Raw genomic sequence first — 19,191 nt, forward strand, 5'->3', positions numbered from 1 at the left:
CTTGCATGTGTTAGGCCTGCCGCCAGCGTTCAATCTGAGCCATGATCAAACTCTTCAATTAAAGTTTTGTTGAAACAACCACTCTTATAAATAAAAGCTTCGTTTCGGCTCAATGAATTCTGATTACATTATGCAGACTCGGAAGAATCTACATCCTGTTTGTTACATATTGCTATGAACACTCATCACTTACGTGATTCAGAAAATATTGATAATAATTTTGATTGCCACCTAAGTGACAATTTCGATTAACTCAACACCTGTGAGTGTCCACACAGATTACTTGATAAATTGTTAAAGAGCGGACTCGGTAACTAGCGTTAGACGCCTTGTTCCGTGTCAGTGGTTGCGCATTATAGGGAAATGATTTTATCCCGCAAGGGCTTTTATTAATTAATTTAAAAAAAAGCACTCAACCGAACAAATAACAAACAAACAGGGCGTTTAAAGTGATTTAAGTCACTTTAAACGCCCTATGGTTTATATTTACATTAACCACTCAACAGCGAACTGGCTTTCATGTGGTAAAAGTTTATCAATGATAGCTCGGTACTTTAATGGTACTGTTTCATGGGTCTTTACTGAGTCTTTAAGTAAGTTGAAAGGCTCAATCGAAGTTTTAAAACCATTTTTCCGGAAACAGAACTCATTTAAAACGGCAAGCAAGTAGGTAGCACTTGGTTTAATATCGCTATCTCGAAGTCGCTGTAAGGTTGTCGCTATCGTATTCGCTTTATCGATATCTAAACCTTTAACTCCTGACTTTAGCAATTTGGCTAAAAGCTTAACAAATTCTGCTCTGCTTCTATTGCTCTTTGAAAAGCTATGTAATGCCATAACATCCATTGCTTGTTGAGTATCCCCGACAAGTAATGCAAGCTCTGCCTCTTCTATATAAGCTTCGTCAATACTTTTAGATGTTAAAGAGTCTGCTGTGGTAACGATCTGTTCCACTACCGAATCAAAATCACCACTTTCCAAAGCTGCGGCAACATCTATCCATTGTTTGCGAATAAAGTGATAATTATTACCACCAGATGCTCCTACAATTAAACTGTTATCCAGTTTCAAGGGTACTATTTTCAAACCATGTTTTTTGGCAAGCTGAATTTCATTGGCGACTTCTTCAGAGCCCTCAAGTTTCAACTCTTTATTTCCGATAGCATGTTTAGAGGCTAACAACACAAACAGTTCGCTTTGCTCTATACCTTGCTCAATATTTTCAGCGTAATTATCTCCACCAAGTATTTTATCTGGTGCAAACCATACATCGTGGCCAGCAAGCTTAATACCTTCAACAATTTTATTTGCTGCATCATTATCTTTAGTGCTGTAACTAACAAATATTTTTTTCATCTGATTTTACTTCTTCTATTAATGATAATCTTGGTTAATTAAGCCACTCTAGCTTCACTTTTCTTAGCTTCAATTTGAGTTTTAATATTACTGTATGTTAAATCTGCAAGATTATCTTTTGAAATGTTAGATACACTTTCATCAGAGTTATAATTATCAACAACCACTTGTTGCTTTTGTACATAATTAACAAGTTGCTCTTGTGCTCTAGATAGTTGGTTAACTAATTCATCGTTTTTATCTTCTTTCGCAGTTTGAAGATCTATTTCAAACTGGGTATCTATCTCAGCTTCTTCCTGTTCTAGTAATGTTCGAACAAGCTCTAAAGAAGCTTCATCATCCACTTCTTCTATTACTTCGGCTTCATCTTCATTAGAGACCAATTCGCTGGATAGTGCATTTACACTTTCTTCTTTAAGAATGACTAAACTAATGTTCTTACCACTATTTAACGAAAGCGTAATTTCAGTATTTGATAGATCCTGTTTAAACAATTTACTTTCTACATTGGTGCGAATAACAGTACTGATGTCTGTATAGAAAAGAGATAAGCCAGTTTCCCCTTCTCTTATGAATTTATCTGCAATAAAATCATAATATGTATAAAAAACATTAACTTGTTCTTTTGTTAAAAAGATAAATTGAATAACTCTGACAGCACTAACTAAGTTTCCATGGCCATCAAAATGAACGCAAACTTCATTTTGTCTATTAATTTTCTTTGGCTTACCAGTTTGGATAATCGACCAATCCTGAAAAACAGCGCCTCCATCTCTATGAATAAGTTCACTTTCATCAAGTTTTAGTTTTTGTAATGCTATTTGTTGAATTTCATTATTTATTTTATTTTCTATCAAGGTGTGTACATCCGCGCTGGCAAACAAACGAGGGTTCTTATTCACAGGAACAGTTTCAAGCATACTAGTTCGATGATTTTTAATTGTGTTGATTAGCTTTTCAAAGTTTTCCATCATTACATTGATAAGCTGCAAGTTACCGGTATTCTCCAGCTGTTTTGCTTTTTGGCTTCTATTACGCCCAAACCAAGACAGTGTCATTAGTAATAAAAAGCCACTTATGCCCGCTAATGCAATTTGGATATGTTGTGCACTTTCACTAATATTCCCACTGTTTATTGTAAAAGTCCCAGCATCGTTTGGGGAAACCATACCTAGTATTGAGTTAACAGCAGAGTCAGTATGAGTAATTAACGTCGAAGGTTCGAGCATGGCATAACTGTAATAACTTATTAAGCCCATTAATATTGTAGGTATCGCAAAAAAGAATGCTGCAAACTTGGCAAACTTTCGTTTACTCGTGTGTTTTTTTATTTTTAATTCTGCCTGCTCTTTTTGCTTCGTTAGATTTTCTTCTGCGCTTCTTGCTGTATCAATTTGCTGTCGTAAAGCCATTTTTATACTGCGGATATTCGGGCGGAAAAAGAAGTCCCAAATAGTTCTTTGATCAGAACCCTGCTTTAGTTTTAAGCCTTGCCTCTGCTGTTCGACAGTACCGCCTTTTTCTAATCTAGGAAAGCCGCTATTTTCATTTGGCTTATCTATTTTTTCTTTATCTGAATTTTCTTTATCTGGATCAATGTTGTACCAATTAAAGCTATTTGTTATTTGTGGATAATCATCACTTGAACGATGCTGATACAGCCAGACATTAGTTTCGAAATTAGCTACTGCAAGGTCATCAAAATGTTCAGCAATAACTTTATCACTTGCATGTTTTTCTACTAGTTCCCCTGACTGAGTCCAAATTTGCAAAACATTTGATTGGTCTTTAATTAGCAACTGGCCATTCTCAAGTTCAATAAATCCATTGCTTACTGAAAAATTAAATTTAAATTTACAAATCGGCTTGCCATCTGATGACCAAATAACTGGATTACCTTTCATTGGCCTTACTAGCCAATTACCAGATTTTAATTGACCATAGAATCGAATCTCTTCTTTAAGGCCTTTTAATTCAACGCGTAGATCACCTTTAAGCGACCAAAGCTGAGTATCATTACCAACATTTATAATTAATGTGTGCTCAATCCCTTTAAGAAATTTAATATCGTCAACTGATTTAATATGCACATCTAATGTCGCAATACACTTGTAGGTTTTTAAATCCCAATATTTTACGGTGCCATCATCACTCACACTCAATAAGTTACCATTGACAAGTTCAAGTAAACCAGTGATGCGACCTTCGTGGCCGTTAAGTTGTTTAATTAAACGTCCATCTCTGCTTTGGGCAATGTATATAGTATGTGCATCATCTACGGTTAGAAAGTGGGATACATTCTTTTGGTTAACCAACGCCATTAAGCCAATGATGCTACCAATATGGCTATTGATTTCTTTCTTTGCATCTTCTTCTTGGCAAAACCAAGTTAAATTACCTTCGCTATCCCACTCTAAATGATAACGACCAAAAGCTAATTTCACTTGTTTGTGTTTTTTTAATTCGTCTATTGTTCGGGTTTTATACTTTTGGATTTCTTGAGTCATTCTTCTTGTTCCCAATTGAATATATTCTTCTGTGTTATTTGTTTTGTATTATTTTTTTTGCTTTAAATCAGTACTTGATTCTGCATTTGACCAACTGACATGTTCAAACATTGCTTCTTTCGCTAAGTCTTGCAACATAACAGATTTCGCTTGAGACATTTGGCCAGTAAATAAAGACTGAGCTCGGCAATAAAGTTCGTATAAACTTTGATAGCCCTTGGCCGTTTCTTCATAACCACAAAGTTCATTCCATAAAGCAAATAAGCCACTTGTCATTAAACTGTATTGTAGAGTTAACATTAACCAGTTGTTTGATTCATTGAACAAATTTACTTTCAGTACTTGTTGACTAATCATTGATAATAAGAGCAGTGCTCCTAAAATAATTGATACTCTAAAACAGGTTTTTGCTGCCTGTGAAAATAACCTGCTGGCGTATAAAGGACGTTTATACAAAATGTCATTTAATGAGCTTGCGTTAAGCTGTAATTTAGAATTTAAAAACAGGCGCTGATCTTCTAACCAACCGACATTAATTTCATCCATAGTAGCGACTTCATTTTGGCGCCACCAATCCAGTTCAGCAACTGAAATAGCATGATTAAATAATGGATAAAAACTGCGAAAGCGTCTCGGAATAATTGAAGTTGCAGCCGGAGTTATATTAGAAAGATTTAAAAAGCCTCTGATCCTGATGCCTTCAGCGACTCCGCGAGCTAATTGATATTTCCATTTTAAGTTTCGTTTAGCTGCGAATGTTACAATTAGCGAACAAGCAACAATAGCCAATAATGTGACAGATATGATTGTTGAACCCGTAATTGAATTAACGAAATTACCCGCGATTTCATAACAAGCAAAACCAGGTATTGCGAATATAAAAAACCACTTAACGAGACTGCGATAACTCGTTTGAGCTTTAAGAGCGATGTTGTCGGCAGCTTCGAAGATTGGCTGAGACACAGATAAACCTGATTTATGTGGTGACTTATAGGTAGGTTCAGTTATTTCTGACAGTTTGTTAGCACTAAACTCATTAAAATACTTCAGCTCATTAACTAACGTATTGAATTCTTTTGAAATAAAGCAAGTCAACTCACTTTGCTGACCATTTTGTTCATAATGATAGGAATATAATTTACCAATGGGAGGTTCATAATTAATCAATACCTGATCATCTGCACTTAGGGTATCAATTATTACACTTTGATTTTCATTCTGAACGGAAGTGTTTTTTAAGCGTACTGTAGGCAAATGGTGCACAAGTCCGGCCGTCTGACCGTCAAACTCTGATATTGCTTGTAGTGCTGAGTGTTCCGTACCTGATGGCCATTGGATATCAAAGCCCAACTTGTATCGGACAATGTCAGCAGTACCGCCTGTGCCTTGTGCTTTTTTTCCATCCCACAATGCAACTAATACATTGCAATACTTTGCAATAAAAAGACCTTGATTAAGATATAAACTATTCCTAAGGCTACCATAGTTAACATCATTTACAGCCTGATGCATTTCGTCATCAGTTAAAGCATGTTTTACTTCTATCAGCTCGTTATAAGGCTGTCTTAACTCATTTACAAGAAAGTTGAATTGCTCAATCGATATTAAGCTATTATCAGACTCAAACTCGAAATCCTGTTTGAAATTTTCCAGCGGCATAGGTAAACAACCAATGACACGAATAGCATCATTACCTAGCTCAGTCTGTAGCTCTAAAGCTACTTCAATGGCGAGTAAGTCTGCGCCTTCCGCCAGTCCGGTTAAAATCCAGATTGGAGTAGTAATTTCATTTGAAGCGTTATGATGTGATGTTGGATTTAGATGATTAAACCAATGCAATATCACCGAGCGAACTTGTTCTTTTATATTTTTATTACAATCTATGGATTCATCCGCATGAAATATATCTCGATGCCCACTGAAGCCAATAATAAATGGTAAATTTGATAATAAATGGCGACGACTTAAAGCCATGCTAGTTCTCATATCCCTATTAAACATAGGAAGATGTTACACTTACACCATCAATATTTAAACCGCCCACTTCAAAAAAATCAACAAATTACCCAAAAAAAACACAAAAGAAACACAAAAGAAACAAGGGCTTTTACAAGCTGGTTTAAGTGTTATTTTGTATAAATGATGCTACATCCGCAATGCTATCTACAACTACTGTCGCAAGCTCAATTCCTGCTTCATCGACAACTTTGCCGCTTCGTACCAATATAGCGGTATTAATGCCTGCCGCTTTAGCAGCGCGCATATCATCGGCTTTATCACCCACCATGATAGATTGACTCATATCAATTTTTAAAAATTCTGCAGCACTATTAAGCATACCGGGTTTAGGTTTGCGGCAATCACAATCTTGTTTGTAATCCCCAAGGCCTTTTTCTGGATGATGGGGGCAATAATAGATACCGTCCAACTCCACACCTTTATCAGCAAAGTTCCAATCCATCCATTCTGTTAAATGGTGAAAATCATCTTCACTATACATACCGCGAGCAATACCAGATTGGTTTGTCACCACCACGACCATGTAGCCCATTTTTTTAAATGCTAAGCATGCTTCAAACACACCTTCAATGTATTCAAAGTCATCAACCAAGTGCACATAGCCTTTATCGATATTGATAACGCCGTCACGGTCTAAAAAAATGGCTTTATTCACGGTACTACTCCTAAAATTTCAATTACAGTGATTATCCCACTACTTAGTTAAATATGCACATGTATTATAAAAGGAAGATTTTTTACATCGATACTTTATAATAACGCCAGTAAAGGTTACCCTTCCGTAGATATTTTGTGACAATTATAAGAAGTAATGAGTCAAATAACGCCAATAATTCATAAAACTCGCACCCAAGCTGTAGTAGAAGTTTTGAGAGAACAATTACTTTCTGGCTATATCAAAGCGGGTGAACCGCTTAGACAGTCAGCAATTGCTGCACAACTTAATGTCAGTCGTATTCCTGTTCGTGAGGCTTTAGTACAGTTAGAGGCTGAAGGGTTAGTCAAGTTTGAAGCCCATAAAGGTGCCACTGCGACAATGCTTTCTGTTGAGCAGGTCACAGAATTATTTGAGCTACGCGCTATGATAGAGAGTGATTTGCTTGCAAAAGCAATTCCTAATCTACAAGATGATGATTTTGAGCGGGCTGACAAGGTGCTAGCCAAACTCGAGTCAGCTTTTAAGCAAGAGGACTCAGTTGCAACTTGGAGCGAACTCAATATTCAGTTCCATACGTGCTTATATGAAGCCGCTAATCGACCTCATACTCTCGAAGTTGTCCATGGTTTAAATAATAACTGTGATCGCTATATCCGTTTACAGCTACTTTTAACCGGTGGAATACCAACGGCGGAACGAGAGCATCGCGAACTCTTCGAATTGTGCAAACGCAAAGATATCGGCAAAGCGACCAAATTATTACAACTACATATTTTACATGCAGCAGAAGCCATTAAGGCACTTGTGGTCCAGCATTTAAAGTAGGTTTAGTGGGGAGTAACAGTCCCTCTATTAAATGAAGACATTTTATTACCAGATTATTTTTTAATTTTTATTTGAGAGATCACCACATGCAGTATGCTCATATTACCGGCTGGGGAAAATGTGTCCCACCAGCAACTCTGACCAATGACGATTTAGCCACATTTATGGAAACGTCAGACGAGTGGATTAAAACTCGTACCGGGATCAGCGAAAGACGTATTAGCCACGTCAATACCTCAGAACTTGCAACCGTTGCAGCGCAAAATGCGTTATCAGCGGCAGGTATTGATGGCAGTGAGATTGACTTAATCATCTTAGCAACAGCAAGCCCTGACACTTTAATTCCAAACATTGCTTCAACGGTGCAAGCCAATATTGGTGCAACTTGCGGCGCGTTTGATATCAACGCGGCCTGTAGTGGCTTCTTATACGGTCTTGGTCTTGGTAGTTCAATGATCAAAAGTGGTCAAAATAAAAAAGTGTTGGTTATTGGTGCAGAGCGTTTGTCTTTTTACCTTGATTGGTCTCGCCGTGAAACGGCCGTATTATTTGGTGATGGCGCCGGCGCGGTGGTATTAGAAGTAAGCGACCAACCAGGCGGTGTTTTAGGTTACGAGTTAAATAATGACCCTGCTGCGCGTGATATTTTAGCCTCTGGTTTTGGTACCAAAATGGATCGCTTTGATTCATCTTCTTTAGATTTCTTCATTCATCTAAATGGCCAAGAAGTGTTTAAACGCGCGATTCATGGCATGGGCGGTCTAAGCACTAAAGTGCTTGAAAAGTGCAATATCAATAAAGAAGACGTTGATTTTGTTATTCCTCATCAAGCCAATGAACGTATTATTGATACCTTAATCGGCCGCATGAAAATTCCAAAAGAAAAAGCCTTTGTTAATATTGCAAAATATGGCAATACCTCGGCAGCCACTATCCCTATTGCGATTTGTGATGCTCTTGAACAAGGTAAGTTGAAAGCAGGTCAAACTGTTTTATCATGTGCCTTTGGCGCGGGTTTAACCTCAGCGGCTGCATTAGTTAAATGGGGTGAGCGTACTACACCGATTAACCCACCTACAGCCGAGCTTCCACCTTGTGAAGTCACTGCCTTAGAGCTTATCAAGCCAGCTGTTGATTTCTTCATGAACAAATCAAAGTAAACTCAGCTTGCTAAACCATTAAACCAGCCTTGTGCTGGTTTTTTTATATCTATTTACTGGATTTAAACTGATTTGATTAAGTTCAGGCTACTGCCTTTATATACTAATAAATTGCGCCGCCTTCATGGTTTTACTGTCGCCAATAGAGGCTATTTGTGCCACAAACAATTCGGCGCACGCTAGTGCATCTGTGAGGGCATCATGGCCATAATAAGTCGGCAGACCGTATCGTTTTCGACAAGCATCCAGTCGTAAACTACCTTCTTGCAGCACATCATGTTGGCGTAAAAGTCGTTGTTTTTCTATCGCTAAGGTATCAATAAAAGGCAATTTAATGCTTCTTTTATAGACTTTTTCTAAATGGCTTTGGATAAAACTAATGTCCATTGGTGCATGATGAGCTAATAAAATTGAGCCTTGAGTTTGTGCAAGCAACCAGGCCATGGCTTGTGTTAGTGATAACGCTTCTGTTAAATGATTATCGATAATCCCGTGCACAGCTGCGCTCTGTCCTACACTTCCATCGATTGTCACCATCACTTGCAGGGCTTTTGATAACGGAATGGCGCCATGCTCAATCGGCACGATACCAATACTGATTATTTGGTCGTTATGAGGATCTAACCCGGTCATTTCTAGATCTATTGCCATAATCGGTAGATCCGCAATCGTAGCACTAAGGCATGGCTTAACGCTCGACTGGTAAGCCGCAAGCTCGTCTTTTTGACCGAGAAGTTCTAACTGTAAGCGCGTTTTAAGCCATAACTCATTCACTAAGTTGTTTACTCCACACTATTAACATCACAAGCTAAATTAACATCACAGGCCAACCCACATAGAAATACCATTAATAACTTCGCATAAACTTCATTCTTAAGCCAGATTGCGCATCATGAACCACTTTAAAAGCATCCCTGAGTTGATGTCGCAATAACGATGACATTTGCTGCGGTTTTAAGTAATTGGTGACTTCTTGTTGTTGTGTATGCTGCTGACCTTGATTTGATAACCGCATATGCGCAATAAACTCTAGTGCATCAGCTAGATTAAGGGCATCTTTACGGTTAATGATATTGGCTTCCATCAATGCTCGGATCCGCTTAGGCGTATTCACTTCAGTAATACCTGCACTTAAAGCATACACTCTGGCGATATCGTTGATTAACGCTACGCCTTTATGTTTCAAATCCATACCTTTTACTTCACTGCCGTCACGCTCTAACACAAACTTTCTAAAAAAGCCTAGCGGCGGCGTTTCAACCAGTGAGTTACCCGCCATTCCAGCAAGAAAAATATCATTATCTTTGGTGTTGCTTAAGACGTGCTGTTGTAACTGATCAAATAAATTCTGCGGCCCATAAACGGAGCGCATATCAAAAAAGATACTGGCATGCATTAAGGCTTTAGGTTCGGGTGATAGCACCCATTTTTCAAAGTGTTGTTGCCATTGGGACAGTGACAAACGCCATTTGGGGTTTTGCGCCATAATATCCCCGGGACAATATATATAGCCGCATTGATCCAGCCCTTTACAAACCGCATGGGTTAAGGCGTCAAAATAGCCTTTTGCATGCTCATCAGGCTCATGGGCCAGCAAAATACCGTTATCTTGATCTGAACAGGCCGCTTGATCTTGCCTGCCTTGTGAGCCAAACGCTAACCAGCAAAAGGCCATTGGCGCTTCACCTAAAATTTGCTGATTTAAAATAATTAATCGCCGGGTTAATGCATCAGTAACCGAGGTTAATACCCTGCCCACTTCTTCAGCTCGGGCATCTGCACTGATTAGATTTTGCAGTAATACCGGAATTTGTTTACTGACATTGATCAGGCTATCGATATTGGTTTGCCGCTCGATTTCGCCGATTAATAACAAGGGCTGTGAACTCTGGCCGCGTAAAATATCAGTACTGGTTAATATCCCCACCACATTTTCTTGTTCCATAATGGGTAAGTGATGAATGCCATGTTCACTCATCAACAGCATTGCTTCAAATACTAAGGCGTTAGCTTCAAGTTTGGTGGGATTGGGAGTCATCGCTTGATGAACCGGCAAATTGCCATCAAAGCCTTCAGCAAGCACTCGATTACGTAAATCTCGATCGGTAAGAATACCAATCAATTGCTGATTATCCATCACTAGCACTGATGACACTCTGGCTAAACGCATTTTTTTCGCCGCTTCACTGACACTGGCATTACAATTTATAATTAGAGGATCGGCAGACATTAAACTATTGATACGATTGGTTGTGGTTAAGTCTTTTGCTTTAAATCTAGCTTGATGACGCATTCTTCTGGCAAAGGCACGATTAAAAAAGCGATCGAAGCTGCGGCTTTCACTACGCAAAAAATCAAAGGTTTCGGGATCTAAGTGATACACCAAACTGTCTTCTAAAATCTGCACTTGGTTACTGACTTTTTCACCAGATAGCAAAGACGGAAAACCAAAGTAGTCTCCTTCGCCCAACCTATCTAATAACTCACCTTGATTGTCTCTTACTTCAAATGCGCCAGAGCGAACAATATAAAGTTGTGGATGACTAACATCTAAGGGCACTACAGCCGATGCTTTACTGTAATAACCAATGGTGATTTGCTTGCAGCAGCGCGTTAAATTTGTCTCTGAAAGACTATCAAATGGTACTAACTCTTTAATAAATTGAACAATGGGTTGCAGTTCACTGGCATCTTTCATCGCGGGCCTCTTACTTACTGCCAAATCATTTTCTGTCTTATTAATTTAATATACGTAAATTATATTGAGGCTGATATTCGACCAATGGCCATAAGTGGCAATATTTAACTCACTAATATTAAACACTTGCTAACAGCATTTGTTCATAAAGAATTGAACACTGTCACCAATAAAAAAAGCGCCGAAGCGCTTTTTTATCCGAGAGTTAAATACTCACATTTTAAAATTCATATTGTATGAATCTTAATGGTCGTGCGCTTCACCTGAGCCTTTCGGGAATCGAATTGACTCAACCATAGCAACCACGTCAGCAGGTACCGCTGCAGTGACTTTGCTAACAGCAAATGCAACACCAAAGTTAATCATCATACCTAGCATACCAATACCTTCAGGCGAAATACCTAGGAACCAGTTTTCACTGCTATTGGCACTTGGGTTAACAAACTTAAAGTACACGATATAGCTTGCAGTAAATAGTAAACCTAAAACCATCCCTGAAATCGCACCTTCTTTGTTAACGGTTCTTGAAAAGATCCCCATAACAATGGCAGGAAACAATGACGAGGCAGCTAGACCAAATGCAATCGCAACAACCGCGGCCACAAAGCCTGGTGGGTTAATACCAAAGTAACCCGCCATGACAATACCTAGCGCCGCGGCAATTCGCGCAAATAAAAGCTCTTTCTTATCTGAGATATCTGGCATGAAGTTTTTCTTCAATAAATCATGGGATACCGAGGTAGAAATAACTAATAATAAACCCGCAGATGTAGACAGTGCCGCCGCAAGACCACCAGCAGCGACCAATGCTATGACCCATGCTGGCAGAGATGCAATTTCAGGCGTTGCTAATACCATGATATCGCGGTCAATTTTCATTTCATTGGTATCGCCTTTAGCATAATAGATATTGCCATCAGCATTTTTATCATCCCAAGTAATTAAGCCAGTTTTTTCCCAGTTTTTAATCCATTCAGGCGCTGTTTCATAAGCAACACCGGTTTTTTCTGGGCCATTAATGGTTTCAATCATATTTACACGAGAGAAAGCTGCCAATGCTGGAATTGTGGTATACATAATAGCAATAAATACTAATGCCCAACCTGCTGATACACGCGCATCTTTTACTCTAGGCACTGTAAAGAAACGCACGATGACATGGGGTAAACCAGCGGTACCAAACATCAAGGCACCAGTAATAAAGAACACATCAATCATGCTCTTTGAGCCTTCTGTATATTGAGAGAAGCCAAGTTCTGCCGACAAGCCATCAAGCTTATCTAACAGGTAAACTCCTGTTCCATTACCTGCTGCATCAACAAGTTCTGCACCAAAGCCAATTTGCGGTAACACATGACCTGTCATCATTACCGAGATGAAAATGGCTGGTACCATAAAGGCAAAAATAAGCACACAATACTGCGCAACCTGAGTGTAAGTAATCCCTTTCATACCGCCTAAAACAGCATAAAAGAACACCACTGCCATACCGATATAAACCCCAGTTTCAACTTCGACTTCTAAGAAACGGGAGAATACCACCCCAACACCACGCATTTGACCGGCGATGTAGGTGAAACAGATGAAAATCGCACACACGACTGCAACAGTTCGCGCAGCTTGTGAGTAATAGCGATCACCAATAAAGTCTGGCACAGTAAATTTACCGAACTTACGTAAGTATGGAGCCATGCAAAGCGCTAGCAGAACATAACCACCGGTCCAGCCCATTAAATAGACAGAACCATCATAACCAGTAAATGAAACAATACCGGCAAGTGATATAAATGATGCCGCGGACATCCAATCCGCCGCTGTTGCCATACCGTTCATAACTGGCGGCACGCCGCCACCAGCGACATAAAACTCTTTAGTTGAGCCAGCACGAGACCATATTGCGATACCGATGTACAGGGCAAACGTCAAGCCCACGATAATATAAGTTAAAGTTTGAACATCCATGATTTATTCCTCAGTCTTCGTGTACGTTATATTTTTTATCTAAAGCATTCGCTTTCGCTACATACACAAAAATCAGTGCAACAAACACATACATGGCACCTTGTTGTGCAAACCAGAATCCCAATTTAAAGCCCATGAAGTGGACTTCATTAAGAACATCGACCAGTAATATACCGCAGCCAAATGATACTGCAGCCCAAATTGCCAGCAACCCCAATACTAAGCGTAAATTCTCACGCCAGTACCCACTTGCTGTATCTTGATTTTCGAAACTCATAGTGACTCCCCAGTGCTAATTATTTTTTAAGTCGATAGTTAATCTAACAACTCAAAATGTGACCACAATCACGACCTTAGTCTAAGATTTGGTTTGGCCAGTTATAGAAAAAACAAAATAGTTACTTATTAACAACAACTTAACCTATGAAATGCTGAAGTTATGTCTACATCACCAATTAAGCTAATGTAGACCAAGGTCGAACTGAATTTAGTGATTGACTAAGATAAGCAGCAGGAAAGTATTGCCTCAAATGGGTATTGAGCTCACAAGCAGAATTCAGATTTTTCACATTACGGGGGCCACAATATCGTTTCCACTTGAGTTAAATGCTTGACGAGTATAAAATTTTTACATAACAGTTCGATCACATGGTATTCGATTGCAGTTTCCTATAATAAATAAAAAAAACCTCCTGATTGCACTCTGTTTTGGCCTATTAGGAATGGTAATTAATTGCTACCCCATTCCAATATTCGCCAATGTCCAATTAGTGCTAGGTAATACTTTTACCGTTATTTCAGCTGTGCTTTTAGGCCCTTGGTATGGTTTAGTCACCGCCATACTCAGCGCAAGTGGATTAATGCTCACTTGGGGTAGCCCCCATGTATATTTACTATTTTGTACCGAAGCAATATTCATTGGCATTGCTCGCAGAAAAGGCCTGTTTCCCTTATATAGCAGTGGTATTTATTGGTTAGCTCTTGGTATGCCATTAACCTATATATACATGGTGACACTTGCTGATTTTCCAGATAGCCACATGTTATTCGCCATTATCAAGCAAAGCATCAACGGTTTAATTTACGCTGGCTTGGCGTCACTGTTCATCTTGTTTATTCCTAATACGTGGCAGTTAAATGACACAAAAACCAACCAAAAACGTCGTAGTTTTAACGCTCAAGTCACCTACTTTATGACGTTAATGATCACCCTTTGCTTGTTATTATCAGCACTGACTTTTAATTATTTGTTTCTTGAAAAACAACAAGAGTTACTGAAGCGAAATTTAACTGACACCACCGAACATATTAGTACGGCAACCGAGCAATACCTTAATGAACATAAAATGGTCATTGATTATGCAGCAGATTTAATCAGCTTAACGACGTCATCCTACAGTGAATTACAACAAGTTTTAATCAAACTGCATCAGCATTATCCTAGTTTTATTACTATGCTGCTGGCAGACACTGATGCTCAAGTGATTGCCGCAAGCCCCAGCAGTATTATGCTCAATAAAACAGGGCAACCTCTGGATTTATCAATTTCAGATAGAGACTACTTTATTGAGTCTTTTTATAATCAGCGCTTGTTTGTTTCGCCTGTGTTTAAAGGCCGCGGCTTTGGTGACGAATCAATTATCGCCATCAGTGCCCCTTTTTATCACAATAATGATCAATCAAAGGTCAGTGGAATTATTGAAGGCTCGCTGGATTTAGCGTTCTTTTCTAAGATAGATAATCAAAATGGAACAGGGGATAAAGAGTTTATTATCATCGTTGATAACAATAACAACATCATTTATTCCACCCCTTCTCTAAACTTAAGCACTCAGATAGAATTTACCTATTCAAATGAAAAAGGAAATTACCGCACCAGTTTAAATGTGATCAATATTCACAACTTAACCGCCACATCACCTGAATACGTGTACATCAGTAATCGACTAAACAATGGTTGGAAGTTGTATGTATTACAGCCACTGTCTCCGTTAGTTAAAACCGCCGAAACACAAATGCTAGGCACCTACTTGATGCTATTCATCTCCATCATTTTGACCTTTTTAATCTCCTCCAGAGTGTGTCGTTTACTCACTAACTCATTAGAAATTGTGGCTAATCAATTCGGACAAATCAGTGGTACTGAATTAAAAGAACAAATTGATAATGAAAGTACATCAGAAGAAGTATATAACCTGTACAAGAGCCTCACCGCCAGTAAACGTGACTTACTTAAGCACCAACTGGAGCTAGAAGAAACTGTCGCGATTCGCACCGATGAGCTTGAAAAAGCCAATCAAAAGTTATTGGCATTAGTGGATAAAGATCCACTAACGGGGCTTTATAATCGCCGTTATGCAGAAGATAGATTTGATAGCTTGCTGGATTTTTGTCTGCGAGGTGAGCATGCCATTACCATTGTTATCCTTGACTTAGATTACTTTAAACAGGTCAATGATAGCTACGGTCATTTGGCTGGGGACGAATGCTTAAGAGTCGTATCTAAACTATTAAAACAGCAATTTAAACGCGATACCGATATCGTTTCTCGCTATGGTGGTGAAGAGTTTATTTTGATATTGCCTTTATCCAATGCCCTTAAAATTGAGCAGCATCTCAATCATTTTAGAGAACAGTTAGCCAAAGTAATAATTAACTCGCCAACGGATGAACAGCACTTTTCAGTCACCACCAGTATTGGCGCGATAACGGCTAACGCCAACTTTTCTAAAGACATTGATCACTGGATAAAAGTTGCAGATGACAACCTATACAAAGCAAAAGAGCAAGGGCGAAATAAAGTCATTATTGATGTGATTAATGATCCAAGTGACCCAGAATAGCCCACTAACGTTTTATATCAAAACCATAATCGCTAAGCTAGTGACGAGTTTAGCTACCGCGATAATCACGGCTCAATAAACTGCTCCAATCTATCTAACATATACGGATAAAATGGATTCCATTTCTGTCTTAACATCTCTGCTGCGGGGATCCCAAACAATCCCCGCTCACCTTTAAAGATTGCCTGCCCTATCTGAATATGCTGACTTTGAGGCTGATAATGTGGTCCGTATAAGGGGTCATTTTCAGGAAAAGGCAAGGCAACATGCGATAATGAATACACCCCAGCTGGCCATTTCAGTGCTAAGTCTACTGTTGCTCCCTCTTCGCTCTCAACCAAGTTTTGCTCTTGCACGCCATACTCAGATTGCTGGCTATTTTCAATTAAACTTAAACGGTAGTTCATGGGCATGTTGAGCCAAAGTGGCCCCATTTCGTTTAACAAGTTTTTAGTGATCAATTGATGATTATTACGGTTACGATTGATATCAAATATCACTAAGCTATGCTTATCTGAGGGTAAATATTGATACAAATGCTCGACCACCGCGTTAGTAGAAACGGTATCATCTGCAATTGACTGGAAGGTTAAAATAGGAGGAATATTGGCTAATTGCTGCTGATCAAATTGTTTTATTAAATATTGATTTCTTTCAGCCAGTTGATAAACAACGTCACCGGCATTCACTGCAAATGAGATATATTTGAAAGGGTCGTATTCAACCTCAATGGTATTCCAAAACAGTTTTTCTTGATTAATTAAACGCCCTAACCTCGCTTGCCACTTTGCGCCTGCTGCAATGGGCGCTAACCCTATAGCTGGCGAAAGAAACATCATTGCTTGATAATCTGTAGGGTTATTAACAGCAATTGCTTCTAGTTGAAGGTTTAATGCCAGTGCTGCACCGGTAGAAAAGCCCACGACATATAACGGTTTACCGGCCAATTTTTGCTTCATGTGCTGAGTCGCTAATGCTACTGCGCTGGCTAAATCTGGCCAAGTGATATCTGCTAAGCCAGCAGGAATAGTGCCGTGCCCTGGTAAACGTAGCCCTAAAACATCGGCTGAAGCGCTAAAATGTCGCGCTAGGTTTGAAATCGCATAAGGGGAGTCTGACATACCATGGAGAAATAAAATGCCATAATTGGCATCGGGGTTTGACCACTCAAAAGAGCGATTCCAGTTTACATCCCAATGATTTGGATCTGATAAGCTATTGGCTTCGTAACGATTAATAGGTGAAGCCAGCTTAGGAGTATATTGTTGGTATATTTTGCGGTCTAACTCATTAAATAGCTTGTCTTCAAGAGCAAGATACTGGGAAAAGTCTGTTAAGCCAGACTGTTGATGATACTCACTTTTCAAGCGTGTTGTATGCCAAATCTCTAATTCAGAGCGAGCCGTTAAAAACCACACCACGGCGGCGATAAAAAGCAGTAAACTGGCAATAAAACCATAAATAGCAAAAAATAACAGATGTTTAGTCGAACCGATTACTATTGCTTTCATTCGCCAGTCCTATGGAATTAATTTTTGTCCGTATAGTTTTAATGATAGTCTAAAAAGAGTCTGAATTTACAAATAATAATATGCCATCAGGCCGAAAATATTGAGTAGCAAACCCACAATGAAATCAACTCAGCCAAGCATTCATACAAAGCCTGCTGTTATCACAAATAACGCGACTAAGCCAAACGCCGAGCTTAGCTCAAAAGCTATTTTATTAGGCTCTGAAAAAGCTGAAATCACATTCTATTTGCCAACGCCACCTAAAGTCTCCAAAGCATGGCATTGGCAAAATACAAATGCTATCGAGCAAATCATTAACGATAATGGCAATCATTGGCGAAAAATATTTACTATCATGGCCAAGATTGCTGTTACTGATAAAGCGCCAGATACATGGCGAGATTGCCGCAACCAATTATTTAATCCGCAAGCTACTGATGATTTAAAGCGGGTAGATTTTAGTCAATGTAACATTATCATTAATGCTACTAAGCTTAGTGTGAATAGCCATATTCATATCATTTGTGGCCAAGCTGCATTCGCTAATATAAGCGATCAATCGTTTATATCTGCGTTAACCGCCATAGATGAAAGCCAAAAAATAATGGCGCATGAGCAGATACTCATCACGCCATATTTAGATTACCGCCAGTTTCCCAATGTGTTAATTGAGCAGCTAAGGCGCTATTTAAGCCCACTTAAACAATCCTTGCTCTAAGCTAGCGGGAAGTTAAATTAGTCATAAATCGTCGGGATAGGTTGACGCTTATGTTGGGTGCGCTGGTAAATCGCAATAAGTTTATCTTCAACAAAGCTATCAACCTCTTTGCCTTCTAAGAAATCATCGATTTGATCATAGCTTAGCCCTAATGCCACCTCATCTTCTAATTGCGGTTTATCGTCTTCTAAATCTGCCGTTGGCGCTTTGGTCACTAATATATCTGGCGCTCCAAGGTAACTGGCTAATTGGCGAACTTGACGCTTATTAAGACCAAACAAGGGTGCTAAGTCACAGGCGCCGTCACCAAATTTAGTATAAAAACCGGTAATATTTTCTGCACTATGATCGGTGCCAATGACTAAGCCGCCAGTTAGGCCTGCAATATGATATTGAGCAATCATTCGCATACGGGCTTTGACGTTACCTTTAATGAAATCAACATTATCATTATTAGCGACTTGAATACCGGCATCCTCAAGTCCTGAAACCGTTGCGTTATGCACACCAATAACCCCATCAGCAATATTCACTGTTACCTGCTTTGAGGGTTGAATAAATTGACATGCAAGCTGAGCTTCATCTTCATCTTTTTGTACTTGATATGGTAAACGCACCGCAATGAATTGGTAAGCCTGCTGTGGATTGTCAGCATTTAAGCTGTCTACCGCTAACTGGCATAATCTGCCGGTTACAGATGAGTCAACGCCACCACTAATCCCTAATACCAAACAATGGCTGTGAGTCTCGACCAATTTGGTTTTAAGAAATGCTACGCGGCGCTCGACTTCATAAGCAGGTTCAATCGCCTTAAGTACTTTCATTTCTCTTAAGATTTGTCCCTTCACAATGCTCTCCAATGTATTTTTAAAACCAGAATTACTTAAAATGAGGTATGTTTCTGCATATTCAACATCCTACTGAATTTTTCAGC

At 39.1% G+C, this 19,191-nt stretch carries 14 protein-coding genes; 4 read left to right on the plus strand and 10 right to left on the minus strand.

Annotated features, from left to right (window positions below; genetic code table 11):
- Window positions 1-486 precede the first annotated feature (486 nt).
- The 4 genes from Q4557_RS05250 to gmhB form a co-directional block, all read right to left on the minus strand.
- Window positions 487-1,356 carry a toll/interleukin-1 receptor domain-containing protein gene (locus tag Q4557_RS05250; protein WP_102528390.1) on the minus strand — a complete coding sequence of 290 codons (870 nt, stop codon included), beginning with the start codon at window positions 1,354-1,356 and terminating at the stop codon, window positions 487-489.
- A 38-nt stretch (window positions 1,357-1,394) separates the two neighbouring features.
- Complete coding sequence (locus tag Q4557_RS05255; RefSeq protein WP_303411168.1) at window positions 1,395-3,863, minus strand: hypothetical protein; 2,469 nt, start codon at window positions 3,861-3,863, stop codon at window positions 1,395-1,397.
- Between the two features lie 48 nt (window positions 3,864-3,911).
- Window positions 3,912-5,837, minus strand: coding sequence for a hypothetical protein (locus Q4557_RS05260; RefSeq protein ID WP_303411170.1), 1,926 nt, complete (start codon window positions 5,835-5,837; stop codon window positions 3,912-3,914).
- A 145-nt stretch (window positions 5,838-5,982) separates the two neighbouring features.
- The gene (gene gmhB, locus Q4557_RS05265) at window positions 5,983-6,537 is read right to left on the minus strand and encodes a D-glycero-beta-D-manno-heptose 1,7-bisphosphate 7-phosphatase (RefSeq protein WP_303411172.1); all 555 of its coding nucleotides are present in this window, start codon (window positions 6,535-6,537) and stop codon (window positions 5,983-5,985) included.
- Between the two features lie 156 nt (window positions 6,538-6,693).
- Here gmhB and Q4557_RS05270 point away from each other — a divergent pair, with 156 nt between their 5' ends.
- Window positions 6,694-7,365: a GntR family transcriptional regulator gene (locus Q4557_RS05270; RefSeq protein WP_303411174.1), complete on the plus strand. Its 672-nt coding sequence runs from the start codon at window positions 6,694-6,696 to the stop codon at window positions 7,363-7,365.
- 86 nt (window positions 7,366-7,451) lie between these two features.
- Entirely contained in the window at window positions 7,452-8,525 is a 1,074-nt protein-coding gene (locus Q4557_RS05275; protein ID WP_102435766.1) for a ketoacyl-ACP synthase III, read from the plus strand.
- Between the two features lie 96 nt (window positions 8,526-8,621).
- Here Q4557_RS05275 and Q4557_RS05280 read toward each other — a convergent pair whose 3' ends face one another.
- The 4 genes from Q4557_RS05280 to Q4557_RS05295 form a co-directional block, all read right to left on the minus strand.
- Entirely contained in the window at window positions 8,622-9,299 is a 678-nt protein-coding gene (locus Q4557_RS05280) for an exonuclease domain-containing protein (RefSeq protein ID WP_241900982.1), read from the minus strand.
- 73 nt (window positions 9,300-9,372) lie between these two features.
- On the minus strand, window positions 9,373-11,223 hold the full coding sequence (locus tag Q4557_RS05285) for a DUF294 nucleotidyltransferase-like domain-containing protein (protein ID WP_303411179.1): 1,851 nt from the start codon (window positions 11,221-11,223) through the stop codon (window positions 9,373-9,375).
- Window positions 11,224-11,466: 243 nt separating this feature from the next.
- Window positions 11,467-13,185, minus strand: coding sequence for a sodium:solute symporter family protein (locus Q4557_RS05290; protein ID WP_102435770.1), 1,719 nt, complete (start codon window positions 13,183-13,185; stop codon window positions 11,467-11,469).
- A 10-nt stretch (window positions 13,186-13,195) separates the two neighbouring features.
- Window positions 13,196-13,462 (minus strand): DUF4212 domain-containing protein, encoded by a 267-nt coding sequence (locus Q4557_RS05295; RefSeq protein WP_076542242.1) that lies wholly within the window; start codon window positions 13,460-13,462, stop codon window positions 13,196-13,198.
- 445 nt (window positions 13,463-13,907) lie between these two features.
- Here Q4557_RS05295 and Q4557_RS05300 point away from each other — a divergent pair, with 445 nt between their 5' ends.
- The gene (locus tag Q4557_RS05300; protein WP_303411184.1) at window positions 13,908-16,028 is read left to right on the plus strand and encodes a diguanylate cyclase; all 2,121 of its coding nucleotides are present in this window, start codon (window positions 13,908-13,910) and stop codon (window positions 16,026-16,028) included.
- Between the two features lie 65 nt (window positions 16,029-16,093).
- On the opposite strand, the gene Q4557_RS05305 is transcribed toward Q4557_RS05300, so the two are convergent.
- Window positions 16,094-17,539: a carboxylesterase gene (locus Q4557_RS05305; protein WP_303411186.1), complete on the minus strand. Its 1,446-nt coding sequence runs from the start codon at window positions 17,537-17,539 to the stop codon at window positions 16,094-16,096.
- Window positions 17,540-17,657: 118 nt separating this feature from the next.
- Here Q4557_RS05305 and Q4557_RS05310 point away from each other — a divergent pair, with 118 nt between their 5' ends.
- Window positions 17,658-18,257: a hypothetical protein gene (locus Q4557_RS05310; protein WP_303411188.1), complete on the plus strand. Its 600-nt coding sequence runs from the start codon at window positions 17,658-17,660 to the stop codon at window positions 18,255-18,257.
- A gap of 17 nt (window positions 18,258-18,274) precedes the next feature.
- On the opposite strand, the gene nadE is transcribed toward Q4557_RS05310, so the two are convergent.
- Window positions 18,275-19,105 carry an ammonia-dependent NAD(+) synthetase gene (gene nadE / locus Q4557_RS05315; protein ID WP_303411190.1) on the minus strand — a complete coding sequence of 277 codons (831 nt, stop codon included), beginning with the start codon at window positions 19,103-19,105 and terminating at the stop codon, window positions 18,275-18,277.
- Between the last annotated feature and the right edge of the window lie 86 nt (window positions 19,106-19,191).

It is taken from the genome of Shewanella sp. 5_MG-2023, assembly GCF_030547465.1.
GTDB lineage: Bacteria > Pseudomonadota > Gammaproteobacteria > Enterobacterales > Shewanellaceae > Shewanella.

Excerpts from the sequence above, each read along its gene's own strand:
- Q4557_RS05250 (WP_102528390.1), bottom strand. The coding sequence starts at position 1,356 with ATGAAAAAAATATTTGTTAGTTACAGCACTAAAGATAATGATGCAGCA.
- Q4557_RS05275 (WP_102435766.1), top strand. The coding sequence starts at position 7,452 with ATGCAGTATGCTCATATTACCGGCTGGGGAAAATGTGTCCCACCAGCA.
- Q4557_RS05305 (WP_303411186.1), bottom strand. The coding sequence starts at position 17,539 with ATGAAAGCAATAGTAATCGGTTCGACTAAACATCTGTTATTTTTTGCT.
- Q4557_RS05290 (WP_102435770.1), bottom strand. The coding sequence starts at position 13,185 with ATGGATGTTCAAACTTTAACTTATATTATCGTGGGCTTGACGTTTGCC.
- Q4557_RS05285 (WP_303411179.1), bottom strand. The coding sequence starts at position 11,223 with ATGAAAGATGCCAGTGAACTGCAACCCATTGTTCAATTTATTAAAGAG.
- Q4557_RS05300 (WP_303411184.1), top strand. The coding sequence starts at position 13,908 with ATGGTAATTAATTGCTACCCCATTCCAATATTCGCCAATGTCCAATTA.
- Q4557_RS05270 (WP_303411174.1), top strand. The coding sequence starts at position 6,694 with ATGAGTCAAATAACGCCAATAATTCATAAAACTCGCACCCAAGCTGTA.
- Q4557_RS05260 (WP_303411170.1), bottom strand. The coding sequence starts at position 5,837 with ATGGCTTTAAGTCGTCGCCATTTATTATCAAATTTACCATTTATTATT.
- Q4557_RS05295 (WP_076542242.1), bottom strand. The coding sequence starts at position 13,462 with ATGAGTTTCGAAAATCAAGATACAGCAAGTGGGTACTGGCGTGAGAAT.
- Q4557_RS05310 (WP_303411188.1), top strand. The coding sequence starts at position 17,658 with ATGAAATCAACTCAGCCAAGCATTCATACAAAGCCTGCTGTTATCACA.
- Q4557_RS05255 (WP_303411168.1), bottom strand. The coding sequence starts at position 3,863 with ATGACTCAAGAAATCCAAAAGTATAAAACCCGAACAATAGACGAATTA.